Annotated in this window: 13 protein-coding genes and 1 tRNA gene; 7 read left to right on the plus strand and 7 right to left on the minus strand. The window is 57.2% G+C overall.

Annotation, left to right across the window (positions count from 1 at the left end; all coding sequences use genetic code 11):
* From MP439_10515 to MP439_10530, 4 genes are all read left to right on the plus strand, one after another.
* The coding region (locus MP439_10515; protein ID MCI2976487.1) for an HAD hydrolase family protein at positions 1-373 on the plus strand (373 nt) is incomplete at its 5' end.
* Between the two features lie 190 nt (positions 374-563).
* Positions 564-1223 carry a hypothetical protein gene (locus tag MP439_10520; protein ID MCI2976488.1) on the plus strand — a complete coding sequence of 220 codons (660 nt, stop codon included), beginning with the start codon at positions 564-566 and terminating at the stop codon, positions 1221-1223.
* A gap of 37 nt (positions 1224-1260) precedes the next feature.
* Entirely contained in the window at positions 1261-2019 is a 759-nt protein-coding gene (locus MP439_10525) for an inositol monophosphatase (GenBank protein ID MCI2976489.1), read from the plus strand.
* Between the two features lie 17 nt (positions 2020-2036).
* Positions 2037-2113 (plus strand) — tRNA-Val (locus MP439_10530).
* Between the two features lie 2420 nt (positions 2114-4533).
* Here MP439_10530 and MP439_10535 read toward each other — a convergent pair.
* The 6 genes from MP439_10535 to MP439_10560 all read right to left on the minus strand — a co-directional run bounded on the left by MP439_10535 (position 4534) and on the right by MP439_10560 (position 9308).
* Positions 4534-5418, minus strand: a complete 885-nt coding sequence (locus tag MP439_10535; GenBank protein ID MCI2976490.1) for a YihY/virulence factor BrkB family protein — start codon at positions 5416-5418, stop codon at positions 4534-4536.
* Positions 5415-5639 carry a hypothetical protein gene (locus MP439_10540; GenBank protein ID MCI2976491.1) on the minus strand — a complete coding sequence of 75 codons (225 nt, stop codon included), beginning with the start codon at positions 5637-5639 and terminating at the stop codon, positions 5415-5417. Before MP439_10540 ends, MP439_10535 begins: the two co-directional genes overlap by 4 nt.
* 34 nt (positions 5640-5673) lie before the next feature.
* A complete protein-coding gene (locus MP439_10545; GenBank protein ID MCI2976492.1) occupies positions 5674-6402 on the minus strand; it encodes a hypothetical protein in 729 nt (242 codons plus the stop codon).
* 24 nt (positions 6403-6426) lie between these two features.
* Positions 6427-7179: an HAD hydrolase-like protein gene (locus tag MP439_10550; protein ID MCI2976493.1), complete on the minus strand. Its 753-nt coding sequence runs from the start codon at positions 7177-7179 to the stop codon at positions 6427-6429.
* A gap of 27 nt (positions 7180-7206) precedes the next feature.
* Positions 7207-8445 carry a DEAD/DEAH box helicase gene (locus MP439_10555; protein ID MCI2976494.1) on the minus strand — a complete coding sequence of 413 codons (1239 nt, stop codon included), beginning with the start codon at positions 8443-8445 and terminating at the stop codon, positions 7207-7209.
* A 185-nt stretch (positions 8446-8630) separates the two neighbouring features.
* Positions 8631-9308, minus strand: coding sequence for a gamma-glutamyl-gamma-aminobutyrate hydrolase family protein (locus MP439_10560; protein ID MCI2976495.1), 678 nt, complete (start codon positions 9306-9308; stop codon positions 8631-8633).
* A gap of 604 nt (positions 9309-9912) precedes the next feature.
* Between MP439_10560 and MP439_10565 the strand changes: the two genes are divergently transcribed.
* Positions 9913-10755 carry a DedA family protein gene (locus MP439_10565; GenBank protein ID MCI2976496.1) on the plus strand — a complete coding sequence of 281 codons (843 nt, stop codon included), beginning with the start codon at positions 9913-9915 and terminating at the stop codon, positions 10753-10755.
* A gap of 651 nt (positions 10756-11406) precedes the next feature.
* Here the strand turns inward: MP439_10565 and MP439_10570 are convergent.
* Positions 11407-11544, minus strand: coding sequence for a hypothetical protein (locus tag MP439_10570; protein ID MCI2976497.1), 138 nt, complete (start codon positions 11542-11544; stop codon positions 11407-11409).
* A gap of 140 nt (positions 11545-11684) precedes the next feature.
* Here MP439_10570 and MP439_10575 point away from each other — a divergent pair, with 140 nt between their 5' ends.
* Positions 11685-13319: a hypothetical protein gene (locus tag MP439_10575; GenBank protein MCI2976498.1), complete on the plus strand. Its 1635-nt coding sequence runs from the start codon at positions 11685-11687 to the stop codon at positions 13317-13319.
* Between the two features lie 192 nt (positions 13320-13511).
* A complete protein-coding gene (locus tag MP439_10580; GenBank protein ID MCI2976499.1) occupies positions 13512-14294 on the plus strand; it encodes a methyltransferase domain-containing protein in 783 nt (260 codons plus the stop codon).
* The last annotated feature ends 248 nt before the right edge of the window (positions 14295-14542 follow it).

A 14542-nucleotide genomic window follows, 5' to 3' on the forward strand; every position in this document is an offset into this window, starting at 1 on the left:
CCGTCTGATCTGTCGACATCGCGATGCCCATGCTGAAGAGCTCATCGAGACCCTCCATGGGCTACTTACAGGCGTGCAGCTCATTAGTGGATCTACCGACTGGGTTGAGATCCTACCCAAAGGAGTGCACAAAGGTTTCGGCGTTGGCTTGGCTGCTGAGATTCTTGGCATTGCACTCGAAGACTGTGTCGCCGTAGGTGATCACCTCAACGACCTACCGATGCTACGCTCCGTCGGACATCCATTCACCGTCGAGAATGCCCATGCAGCCATCTTGGCGATGGGGACAACGTTGGTTGCCTCCAACGAAGAGGGAGGCGTGGGAGAACTTGCTTCGCGGATGGGGTTCCAGCACGAAGGTATCGCCAAGTAACCTAGGCCGGGAGTTGATTCCGCCCCCTTTGTTGCACATCCCTAAGACACCTGTAAGAAGCGAGACCCTCTCAGCCACTATGTCCAAGTGAACACGGGACCCTTCGCTGAACCTGCATCGGTACAATGGTGGAAGTAGTTTCGGCTGCAAGTGACGGTCACCGGTATAAGCGGATCAAGGTAGGGTTTCATTGCTGCAGCGTGTCTTTGATACGGTCTTCACCGAGACCGTTCCGGCCGAGGAGCTCTCCTCGTCTCGTCGGGTCCGGGCAGTGGCCAGACTCCTTGCTCTTCTGGGCTCAGTCCTCTTCATCGGCCTCGCCATCGAGGGTGTAACCATTGTCTTCATCGGGCAGATGATATCGATTCACGTGGTACTGGGCATGATCCTCCTCCCGATCATGGCCTACAAGATCATCGTCGCCACTTACCGTTTCGCGATGTACTACCTGGGGGCCCCGGACTTCAAGCATGCTGGCCCTCCTGAACTTCTGCTTCGCGTGATCGGGCCACTCCTGGTGATCACCACCGTGGTGCTGATGGCAAGTGGCATCATCTTGGTATACGCACGGCCAGACACGCCAACCGCTGCCTTCTGGCTCAACATCCATCGGGATGACTTTGTCGCCTGGTTTGCGCTCATGGTATTCCACGTACTTGCCTATGTCCGCAGAGCCTTCGGCACCTCAGGCTACGACCTTAGATATACGCGGTACCACTCTCTAATCGGACGACAAGGCCGACTGATCAGCATCATTTTAGCAATCGTGATTGGTGTCCTGCTTGCCTGGGCCGTCTTCCCAGCCGTGGCGCACTGGTCGAGCTTCTTCTCTGTACACCCATCCCGCTAACTGGAGGTCAACGGAAAGTCTTGGTAGGATGGGGGCCTTGGAGTGGAATCAAGAACAACAGTTGGACATTGGCCTACGTGTAACCGAGGCCTGTCTATCCACGGTAAATGCAGCATCGGACTGGTCAGCGACCGGTGCACTACGCGGGCAACACTTCGGTGATGTGGTCGCCGACAATGCCGCCCTGCATATCTTGATCGACGCGGGCGTCAACGTCTTTTCAGAGGAGTCTGGCCTGCTCGACCAGGCGTCTCCGATCACCGCGGTTCTGGATCCAATCGACGGCTCAACGAATGCCTCGCGCGACATCCCGCTGTGGACGAGCGCCATCTGCCTTCTGCAATCTGGAACCCCGAGTGCCGCGGTGGTTCGTCTATCAGGGGGCCAAGGAGTTTTTACGGCAGTTCGAGGACAGGGTGCCGCCTTTAACGGCAAAGCCATAGCCCCATCCTCAGCCGTCTCACTTGCACGGTCGGTTGTCTTCGTCAATGGCTACCCTCGACACCATCTCGGCTGGGCCCAGATGCGCGCACTCGGCTCCGCTGCACTCGAGATATGCCTGGTATCCAAAGGCAGCGGTGACGGCTTCATCGACTGCTCCGACGGGCTCGCGGTTTGGGACTACCTCGCCGCCGCGTTGATTCTCACAGAGGCAGGGGGTGTCGTGCGCGTCAACGGAGCCGATCTCACCCGACCGACACTCGACCGTGAGCGCAGAACGGTGATTGCGGCCTGCAACAGTCAGATCCTCAAGGCACTTGGCGGCCAGCCGGACCAACCGGGCAACTACCAGTAGAATGAGACGACGTTAGCGGGCGCTTAGCTCAGTTGGTTAGAGCGGCTGGCTTACAACCAGCAGGTCAGGGGTTCGAGTCCCTTAGCGCCCACCAAAGTATCCGTATGAGAACCCCGCACCCAATCGGCGTCAGGGTTCGACAACGGTCCAGGCAGGGCAACCAAATCACAGCATGTTTCCTAAAGCTCAGTAGGCCGTGATCCGACAAAGAGCCAGACCAAGGTTTCGAAGTTGGAAGAATCTACGATCCAGAGTTTCGCGGACTCCTAGTCCACAGATCAGCAATCCTTAGGTCCAGAATTACGCGAGTCGTTGCTCCGAAGTTATGAGAACAGTTAAGGAGGTATCGCCATGTTCGCCTCGATGGAACGAGGACAACCCCCCTAATCTTCTAGACGATATCCCTGAGGTTGTCGCGCCATCAGATAATCTCGCCGCCTTTAACACGGTGCTTCGGGCCGTTCCATTTAAGGTGCACATAAATATTACCGTTTGCGGCGCGTAGCTCCTGCCAATCAACAAACAATGACTCTATTGACATTCATCTGGATACACCCACCCGTTCATAGTATCACTTAACACCAAACGGTCCACAAGCTAGCATCATGAGGATTACGACATCGCTATAAATGTCCAGAGAGCTGCATAAATAACCATGCTACCTCTCTACACAAAAAAGAGAGATCATTCGGTAGCTGTACAATTGGAACGAAACTATCAACTACAACCGGGTGCAGACTGTCAAGATGTTTCGTAATCCAAGCAGCCGGAGCAACATGTTGGTCATGGATAGAACCCTTTGGCTCGTACAGGTATTTGGCGATCTTATTTTCCCTTCTCTGTGGTTGTTAGCCCATCGCGAAGAGCCTCGACAGCTCCCCGAGAGATGAAGCTATGCTTCGCTGTTTGACCACTAGGAAGTGCCAGCGATGGTGAACCCGCTGCCAAGTAACCGCTGTAGTTTTCTTTGTGCCTGTTGGAGCGCGGTGGAATACAGTACCAATTGATTAGTCGTCGCCGCGTACTGCAGAAGCATCACATTAAGCGTAGCATTGGCAACGGCCTGTAATGTATAGGACCTTGAAGACTTTTCGATTGACTTAATGGCAGTCGTCTCAATCGTCGATACGCTCATTGACGGCAAGGTCTTTAGCTCTTGACCAAAGTGACTAACCAGACTGTGTACCTCGAAGTTACGCATCATCTCACCAATACCTGATGCGGATTCCGTGTATTTCCCGTCGCTGACGCTGATCCCTTGGTCAGTTACAAGGGTGACATCGGCTCATTGTGACGGCAACTTCGCCTCGGCCTCCTGGACTGCAGCCCCGACCTCACCACCCGGGACCGAAGAGGCTGGCTGCGTCGGCGAGACGTCGCTCGACGCACGGTGGCTACGGGTAACTGCTCGTGGTCGAACCGCGTCATTGGTAAATCCGACGCAAGCTGCCAGTGCCCCCACGATTAGGCACGTGCCCATAACAAGGACAACTACCCGCGAGCGTGACCGACGTGTATCGCGACTTGGGTTCTTGGTCAATTGTCACCTTCAGAAGGTAATTGCAGCTTTCTTAGATATTGCAATTGACCTTTATGTTGTCAACTTCCGATAATCCAATAGTACCCATCACCTGCGCCGCCGACATAGGCGACCCCGTTACGAGAGGTGGGGGAACTCGGTTGTTCCAACGTTTGGACCTGAAAATACTTGACTCCATTGACAATGATGTGGGTAGACTAGCCCATTCGTAGGGTAACTTCAAGTCAACCGGTTCGAGAAGTTTGCACACCAGGGCCAGTTGCCTTGGCAGAGTAAGGCCCACACGAGCACGCAACGGTGGAGCGGACTCATGCGATAGGTTGCTCTACTCTAGCCTACCGTAAGATACCCCAATTCTGATAGAGGCACACATTGGCCAGCGTCGCTATCAGCGTAGATAGTCGTTCGGAGTCGGATGAACCTCGACTGAAACCGATCACGCAACCGGACACATGACTCTGCTGATCTGGGCAGCTCGAACCATTGGCCTACCCGCAGCGTCCAGAAGGAATCTTCGAGCGCCCCTCGAAGATTTTCCTTGGAGGCTCAGACAACCTTCGTGCAGATTCCACAGACTCGACCTCCTCAGTTGCGCTGCGCTCGCGAAAGGTCTTGGGCACTGATGAAGGCGGAGACCAGCTAGTTAACGACCACTTCGACTCGACTCGCAGACAAATTCAGGGGTCGTGCAAGCGAGACCTGTGATATCTCCTTCGCTGTGGTTAATAGCTGTCGCCGCCGTACGCGCCTAGGCCGGACTCTCTCACACGTTACCCCCTTGTCCGTCGTTATCTACGTTCGAACCTGCGCAGCAAAACTTCGGCCCAGAGAACCGATGAACACGACCAACCACGCTGCCCTATGGTCGCAGTAGTACTGCTAGCCAATCAATGACATCTGGCTCCTCTGTTAACAGAGACGATCTCGTTTGCATATCATTTCGACAATCACCGACCACACTACCTGACAGACAGCTACGAATCGTGGAGGTTATCGAGCGCATGGTCTATTTCGGCTCCAAGAAGAATCATCACAAAGGTCAGATAAAGCCATAGGAGGAGGACTGCAACCCCGGCAAGAGGGCCATAGGTCACCGACTCTCCGGCTGAATGGGTGAGGTACACGGAGTAGCCAAGTGACGCGACCACCCAGCCAAGAGTCGCCAGCGCGCCACCGGGAGACAGCGCTCGCCAGTCCCTCCAGGACCTACCTGTTGCCGACCCATAATAGAGCGAGAGCAACAAGGTGATCGCAATCAAGGCGCCAACGATCCGGACCGCCCAACTCGACACATCCAGGATTCCATGCAAACCAACGGGAAGATGGACGGCGATGAGACGTTCAATGGCTGGACCGAACACCAGCAACGCGACCGCCGCACCGGCCAATATGACCGTCACACCCAGCAGCGGTATCGCACGAAGCCGACGCACGAGAAAGCCGTGCGGCTTTGGGACATCAAAGGCGACATCAAGCGCCTGCTGGAGGGCCGAAATCGCCTCGATCGACGACCAGATCGCCACCAAGAGGCCGACGACAACTGCGATGAGATCAGCCCGTCGCGATCCAGTACTCTGGAGTGCGTCAACCAGAATCGAGGCAACCGAGTGTGGTAACAAGACTCCAAGATCATGCACCACGGTGGTGAGGGCCCGAGGGCTAAGGCCAACGAGTCGCGCGAGCCCAACGCCAGCGATCAACGCCGGGAAGATCGCAAGAAACCCATGGAAAGCCAGACCCGCTGATGCCAACGTCATTCGGTTGTGGGCTGTGGCCTTGGCGACGTCCGTTGTGAAGCGTCCAGCCTTGCTACGCGCCTCGAGCTGCAACGCGGCCGCTTTCACGCGTTGCATGCTCATGGTGGTGACGAACCACTCGATCGCCCTCCGAAACCAAAAGCCGTTCGAAGCGAAGCTACCAAGATAAGGGTCACGGCCATAAGTACCAACAGCCAACCACCGGAGAACCCGGCAAGTACGGCTGCGAGTACTGCGACCATGACAACACCAAGTGCAATCCATGGCTGGTCGCCAACGATAAAGTTCCAAAGGAAAACGAACGGAGCCACGATCAGACGCATCAGCGCACCACCGCAGCGCTCATGTGGACCCGCACTAGAGCTCTCGTATACTGGCGCGATGCCGGCCAATGGCCACCAGCCCGAGAGCAGCACCGGCAAACCAGCCGATGATGGCCACCAAGAAAATAGTTCCGCCGGGCCAATGGAGGCCGAGACCTTCACTCATCCAAAACGTACCAAAACTCGTCAGCATCACCCCGACAACCATCTTGAGCTTGTTTTCGGGCACCTCCGTAAGCGCACGGGACAACAACACTCCCGATCCGGCGACGATGACCACTGCGGCGACCGCTGCCAACGACGCTTGCCCTAGCGCATGAGCGCTCGAACCAAGCGAGATGACGATGACGGCAACCTCGAGCCCTTCAAGAATTACCCCTTTAAAGGCAACCAGGAACCCCTGGCGATCCGCAAGGACCGTCTCAGGACTGCGCAAGGACGTCACCTCTCGTTCGAATATGACTGCCTCATCATGCATGGCCTTGAGTCCAGCCGCCCGCAGCACGGCCTTGCGAAGCCACTGCAATCCAAAGATCAAGAGCACCCCGCCAACCACCGTACGCAGCACCGACAACGGTACATAATGGACGATGGCGGTGCCAAGTACCCCCACGATAATGACGAGCAACACTAAGCCAAGCAGGGCCCCGCGAAGCGCAATCCCCCATCCACGGGTCAACCCAACTGCCAGAACAATGGTCAACGCCTCGACAGCTTCAACAGCGCTGGCGAGAAAAACCGCAACAAAAAGCGCCCAGTCCACATCAGCCCAGCCTAGCGAATGGTGTTACCCTTGGCTAAGCTTTTCCAGAAATCCGACGTCAATGAGGCCAGTACCTTCGACTCCCGACGCCAATCTCCACTGGGCCGGTTGTCCCGGATCACCGAGACTCGTGGCCACACATGCTGCCTCTGAGAAGTCTTGATCCTGGGTGTACTCACTTGGTGTGACCAACGTCGGAATCCCCGCACCAACACTGGCCAGCAATCCCGCACGAGTATCCTCGAGTGTAACGACCGAGTGAGCCTCGACCCCGTGTTGTTGGAGCAACCAGCGATAGACAGCCGGATCAGGCTTCTTAACCGGAACAACGTCACCGATGCCAAGAAACGCAAAGCGCTTTCGCCAATCGGCACCGAGGTTACGACTGAGTAGCGCATCGAGTCCCTCGATGGTAATCGTGGAGGCTATCGAGATCGGAATGTTGCGAGCGCCAAGCTCGTCCAACAAACGTCGGACCCCAACACGAAGCCCAATAGCACCTTGATCGATAAGATCGCTAAAGTGACCAGCCTTCACGGCGTGAATCCGTTCGACCTCACCATTGCTTATCGCCCCTAACTCTGGATGTTCACCCCAGTAGTGACGAATCCGCTCCTTGCCACCCATGACAGCAAGAAGCTCGCCATAGAGCTCGGGATCCCAATGTACCGGGTACCCGAGCTCTGCAAACGCAGCGTTGTAGGCTACACGATGACCTTGACGTTCTGTCTCGGCCATCGTCCCATCGACATCGAAGAACACTGCTGCAAGCACCATCGTCACTCCAATCTACCGGGTGCGGAACTAGCGAGACCTCCGCGAGTACTGTTGCTGTGCTGGGCGCCGTGGCCGACGTGCGCCACCACCGCCACCACGACCTGCACCGTAGGAGCCACGATCTCTTGACGGCTCACCGGTCTGAAGCTGGTGTTCGATCGAACGTGCCTTGGATCGATCACGATCCGAGACGAGTGAGATGACCACACCGGTGTTGCCAGCGCGACCAGTCCTTCCCGAACGATGCAGGTAATCTGTGAAGTTATTCGGAAGATCGTAGTGAAGTACTAAGGCCACCTCATCAACATGGATACCGCGGGCGGCAACGTCGGTGGCAATCAGCACCTGGGTGCGCTTGGTCAAGAAGCGGCGAAGGGCAGCATCGCGCTGACGCTGTGACAATCCTCCGTGAACCGCAGAGGCCTCCATGCCGAGATCTGCGAGCTCGTCATCGAGGCGATCCACCTGATCACGGGTGTTGCAAAACACGATGGTCGGTCCATGTCCAAGGGCATAGTCAGAGACAAGCCCAGCCTTCTCATATCGACTCGCGGGAACAAACCGGTGCTCAAGCTTTGGCTCGTCCGCTTCAATGGTGATAAACGTCGGATCGCTAAGGTAGCGCTGCACTAGGGAGCGTACCGGAGCGTCAAGTGTAGCGGAGAAGAACGCTGTTTGGCGACGGGAGGTCAACGACCCCAAAATCTCAGCTACCACCGGGCCAAAGCCCATGTCAGCCATGCGGTCAACCTCGTCGAGGACTACGTGGGTCACGGCATCGAGCGACACCGCACGACGATCAACGAGATCCATTAACCGACCAGGTGTGGCAACCAGCACATCGATCCCACGCTTGAGCTGAGCAATCTGCTTTCCATAGGGTGTTCCGCCATAGACGGCCATGACCCAGAAATCGCGTGGCGCGAGGCTTACAAGCGCTTTCTGCACCTGCTGAGCAAGCTCGCGTGTGGGAACAAGAATGAGGCCGAGTGGCCCAGCGCTGCGCCCACGCACGCCCTCGAGCAACGAGACCAACGGCACCCCGAATGCAAACGTCTTGCCAGAGCCGGTGGGGGCTTGCGCAATCAGATCATGGCCAGCAAGCGATGCTGGGATCGCCTGGGACTGGACAGCCGTCGGCTCAGTAATACCGATTGCGGCCAGGCGCTCTTGAATTTGGGCGTCGACGCCCAAGGTATCGAATATATTCGACAATGAAGTCTCCTCTACAAACACGCGGAACTCCCACGTGCGTAGAAACTCCACATCCTTCATGCCCGAATGGGCAGAAACCGTTCGACAATCGAACAGGCTTAGGTCAGTCTACAGGTTCTAGCCGCGCTCTAGGCCCATAGCTGTGAGAACTTCGCCATCCTCGACTGACCCGACAGTCCTAGCCCTCCCCGGTCGCAGATCCGCACGATTGGACCATCAGCACGGTTCCGTCGGTGCTAGCCGACGAGCCACGCAAACAGATTCATCTGAATGGGATCGAAGTCGATCAGTCGCTCGGGATGCCACTGCACGGCAATCAAACCAGAACGTTCCATTGCTTCCACGACACCATCATTGGAGACCGCGGTCACCACGAGGTCGCCACCCGGCACATCGACTGCCTGATGGTGCAGCGAGTTCACTTGCGTCACCCCTGGCAGGAGTTGCGCAAGCTCGGAGTCTTGGGAGATCGTGATCTCGTGCGCGTACTCGTATTCCTGCTCCGTCAACGAATGCTTGCTCTTACCGCTCGTCTCTAGGTCCTGGATAAGCGTTCCACCAAAATAGACGTTTACCAATTGAATGCCCCGGCAGATAGCTAATACCTTGCGCTCTTGGCGCAACGCTTCATCCAGCAAGGCGAGTTCAACCCGATCGCGGTTTGCCTCGATGCCATAGACCCTGTCAGAACTTACCGACTGCCCATAGCGCTGGGGGTCAACATCACCACCACCGGTCAGCATCAGCGCATCCGTAGAGCCAATGAGCTCCTTGGCGATGGACTTGACCTCCGAGTCTGCGAGATCACCTATCTGGCCCGGGGCCATCACTGCGTAGGCTCCAAGCCGCGATAGCGCATTGAGATACCCCTCATGTACGCCGGCCCGACGCTTTGGCAACTGTCCCGAACTCACCAGCACACAAACCATGCGAGGTACCTCCGATCATCTTCGGATCTCAAACGCCATGAGATCCACACTGTTTTATCTTGTCCATGCGTACCCATCTTTATCACGAGCACTCATCACTTCATTAGCTGTACCGTATTAGTCGTGCCGACCCGAGCAGCCACCGACCGTTACGCCTAACAGGGACGCTCGATATCGCTCCAGGGAATCGGCCACCGGCATCCCATCCACAACACAGTGTCAAAGCGGCCCTAAACCAGTCAACTACTACCGACACTCGCCAACTATTATTCCTACGCCACCAGCCTATTCGTCAACAATCCCACCTCATACCGTAGCCATCGCAAGACTGGATCAACGTAACTGACACAGCCGAGCTCCTCCACGACGATCTAACCAGGCGACAAAGGCGTATCAATCGCTCGCCGATCTCGCCGCACCCCTTACGGATAGCGCAATCGGCACTTGTGGGCACGTGCGGCGACTCGCATTCACTCGCCACCCCAACCGACGCAGCGGGCAACAAGGATCTGCGTCGCTGACACAGAGGCTATGGCTCAGCGGCACAGCAAGTCGATGCCTACCATCAGATGAGCTCGAGCCAAACACGATGAAACGACAGCGCCGACCAAGCGACGACGCTATCCTAAATGACATTATGGAGCACCTCATTTCGACATGGGGCTACCTGGCAATCTTTCTCCTTTCTATTGCCCAGTCAGCCTGCGTTCCCACCTCATCTGAGCTCACTTTTGGCTTTGCTGGCTTCTTGGCCTATACAGGGCACTTTAACATCATCGAAGTGATCATCGTTGGAGCGATCGGTGAGCTCATCGGCGCCTACATCGCCTGGGCCTTTGGCATCACGGGTGGACGAGCGTTGGTGCTTCGCTACGGGCGTTACATCCGTGTCGATCACGAACAACTCGATCGCCTCCAGGCGTGGTACGAACGCCATCCTCGTTGGGGCGTCTTCGCGAGCCGTCTCCTGCCAGTCGTGCGCAACTTCGTCGCCTTGGCCGCCGGACTGGCGGAGGTTCCTCCCATCGCCTTCGGCGTCTTGACCCTGCTCGGCTCCCTCGTCTGGGATGGTGGCTTGACCCTGTTGGGTTACTCGGTTGGGTCTGCCTGGCAACACATGGTCCATACCGTCTCCGACGCAGGCTATGGCGTCGTCGCCATCGTGGTCGTTGTCGCGGCACTCTTGCTGTTCATGCACCGGCGCGCCTCCCATGCCACCCAGTCACGACGCAACTCCACGAGCACCCAAGCTGCAAGAACGCAGGCCACCGAGACGCCCGTGAGCTCGAATACCACCGTTAGCGTCATCGCTTCTTCGACTGAAAGCGCTAACTCGCAATCGGAGCGCGACGACCCAACCGGTTACCTGACGGCATTATCGAAACTCGCTAACGCAAAGGCCGTGACCTTCAACCCGGACGCTACCGAGTAACCTTTGCAGTCCCGCTCCTTGGGCGCTTTGCCAATCGGCGATAGCCCTCTGGTCACACGCATCCGCTCCGGTCATCACACCAACCCCCGTGGTTACCTTCAGCCAGGCTCCTTTGAGCCGACAACCGCACGCTTGCCACCAATGGCACGCCCCGATAGTGAGCGCACTATCGTGTTTGGACACGATCAACATGCCGTCAATGTGGAGCCTGGCTGGATGCAACGCCTGGAACAACCCGGACAACACCGAACCAGCATCGGTAGGCACGCCCCAATATCGCCCAACCGCCGCCAACTTCAGCGGTCCACTTTTGAGCAGTCAACAACCGGCATGACTAAGAACCCTGGCCATCTCAACGCACGATGAGGACGATCGAGCCATGCGGTGTCATATTTGTCTACGATCAGGCGAGGGCCATAGTAAGGTGATTGCGATAGCCCGCTGGGGTCAGCGACGAAGGCGGTGAGCGCCGGTCAATGACCGCCCATTACGACACGCCAATGGAGGAAGGTGGCACCCATGCTTCACATCACCAGGCTTGCTAGTGCAGATGCCCGCTAACACCGAATCACAGGTCGTAATGGGCCATAGCGCCCCTTTACAACAGAACCGCAGCCGTACATGGTTGCTCACATCGCGCCACTTTTCTGATCACCGGACGTGCGATAGGTCACAGAGTTCAACAATGGTGCGTTGCCAGCGAACCATCGACACCACAAGACGCGTTCTCAGCGCCTCAAGCGGATCACCGCAACCTTTGTCCCCCTCATCAAGGACACGTAACGTCACCGACACCTCGTTAACTAGCCAGCCCCAACCAGATCGGGGCTCACGCCAGATCACCCTCGACAACATGAAGACGTTGATCGGTCGCCAGCGCGGCTATCCAGGGGCGACACACGGCTACGACATTGATGAATGGAGACCAATTGAAGGCTAGGCATCAGAGAACGAAGAGCAGCGTTGGTCGACGCAGACTCCTGGCTGGCATCGTGGTCCTCGTGATCATCGTGGTGGGAGCATCGCTGGCACTGACAGGGTCTCAACACTTGACTCGGGGCCCCGCCAAAAGCCGGGCCGCCTCGTTGCACCATCGATCACACACCCATTCGCTGGCAGCCACCTTCAATGGACCGGACGGTGTTGAGGCCCGGTGGGTGATCGACCAGAACAAGTTACCTGGAACCTCAGCCTGGAGGATCACCGGAACACAGACCCCGGATGGAATCATGGGCTATACCAATCGCCCCCAGGCGCGCCTCGGTCAAACCGTTGACGTCTACGTCTCAACGCAGGCGCCAACGTTTACGATTGAGGCCTTCCGAATGGGCTACTACCAAGGACTTGGGGCCCGCTTGGTCTGGACCTCTCGCCGACTGACCGGCGTCGTCCAACCCAGTTGCAACGCCAGTGCACCACTGTACATGGTGCAATGTGACTGGTCAATGAGCACTTCGTTCCCCATCACCAAAGCCTTCGTCCAAGGCGACTATCTCCTCAAGCTCGTCGGCTCCAACGGTCAGCAGAGCTACATTCCACTCACGGTTTGGGACCCAAACTCGACGGCTACCTACGTCGTCATGAACGCCAACTTCACCTGGCAGGCCTTCAATCCCTTCGGTGGCTACGACCTCTACCAGGGAGCGACACCGGAGCCAGGCTATCCTCCTCCCAATCGATCACGGGTACTCTCGTTCGACCGCCCGTACGGATACGGCAACGGAGCTGCCAACTTCCTTACCAATGAGTACCCGTTGGTTCGCTACATGGAAAAACACGGACTCAACGTGACCTACTGGACCAACATCACACTTACCGTCCACGGAAATCTTTTGACCAAGCACAAGGCCCTCCTATCACTCGGTCACGATGAAGAGTGGTCGACGCGGATGCGAGCCAACGCCGTCACCGCCGCCAACCACGGAGTCAACCTTGTCTTCTTTGGCGCCAGTCCTATCCTACGCAAAGTGCGCCTTCAGGCCTCGCCGCTTGGGCCCAACCTAGAGGTCGTGAACTATCGCGATCCCCAAGCCGATCCTCTTTATGGCGTTGACAACGCACGTGTCACCCAAAACTGGTGGGGCCAGCCTCCCGCCAATCTGCCGGCCGCCCAGCTCATCGGCAACACCTACATCGGCTACAACAACAACCAGAGCTTCCCACTGGTGGTGACCGATGCCAAATCCTGGCTCTTTGCGAGGACTGGGCTTGTCAACGGTGCGACGATCCCTGGGCTGTTGAAGTACGATTTTGATGGCTATGATCCCAGCAGACCCAACCCTCCCGGGGTACAGATCCTCAGCCATTCACCCGTGGTCATCGGGTTCGACAATCATAAGATGTATGCCGATACAACCTATGTCACCAACCGTACCAGCGAGGCCGGAATCTTTGAGAGTGGGACCAACAACTGGATCGCCGCCATGCAACCCTGCACAACCACTAGCTCTTGCCCGAGCCATCTGGTGAGGATCATGACCGGCAATATTTTGAAGCTCTTTGGAGCTGGCCCTGCTGGTGCCACCAACCCTTCGGTCGCCAACTGGTCGAACTACTACCATTAGCATGGGTAGCGAGACCGCATCCTTGGCCAGTAACATCGCGAAGCATCCAGACGTTGAATATTCGAATCGTCAATTCCAGTTTGCTAGATACCACTTGCCTGATTCCGTTTGTCTGATGCAAACTGCGAGCTTGGGCTTGCCAATTCGGGCTGTCAGTGTCGGACAGCTATAACCTCACCAGAAGGGAGGCCCATGGCCGAGACCTATATCCATGGTCATGATGAGAGCGTCCTCGCCTCCCATCGATGGCGAAGTGCCGCGAACTCAGCAGGCTACCTGCTTCCGCGCCTTCGCGCCGATGACTGGATCCTCGACGTCGGTGCGGGACCGGGAACCATCACAAAGGACTTTGCCCACCATGCAAGCAGCGGCTATGTCGTCGCCCTCGATCGCACGGCGCCGATCATCGCGGATGCCACCAAGGCTGGTGATGGGGTCATCGGTGTCGTCGGCGACGCATACGCGTTGCCCTTTAGCGATCGTAGCTTCGATATCGTCCATGCCCATCAGGTGCTCCAACACCTACGTGACCCGGCACAAGCCATTGCAGAGATGTGGAGGGTTGCCCGCCGACAGATCGCCTTTGCCGACGCCGACTATGACAGGATGTTGTGGTGGCCGAACACACCAGCACTCACCCAGTGGATGGCAATCTACCAAGCGATAGCCGCCGACAATCACGTCAACCCGAACATCGGCCGCCAGCTGCCCGCACTCGCGAGCAGCTGTGGTCTCACCAGTTACACCGTGCACACCATCAACTGGACCTACGCGACCGCTCAGGAGCGCCAGTGGTGGGCTCGCTCCTGGGCCGGGCGCGTGCGCCAATCTACCTATGCCACCGAAGCGCTTCGCTTGGGCCTCGCCGACACCCACGAACTCGACGAGATCGCCGAAGGCTGGCTGGCTTGGGCGAATACCGAGGGTGCACTCTTTAGCATCACTTCGGTTGCGGTGCTCGCCGATCGACCGTGATGACACCAAGGAGCCTTGGCTTGGGCCTCTCCCTGCCGTCGAGCCCTCGATCACACTATTGGTCGCCGCTCCAAGATACATCTACATTTATCTGCACCTCTTGTGTTGTCGCTCTCCAGCCGCCTGTGAGTGTTCTGCCCTCTCCACAGGGACAGAACGAGCCCAAGTCGATGCTTGACCACCTCCAACTTGCGTTGTCGTGGTATGCCTGGAGTCCTGCCGTGCGCGGCAGCCATAGCATCCAATTG

This window comes from Ferrimicrobium sp. (assembly GCA_022690815.1).
Taxonomy (GTDB): Bacteria; Actinomycetota; Acidimicrobiia; order Acidimicrobiales; family Acidimicrobiaceae; genus Ferrimicrobium.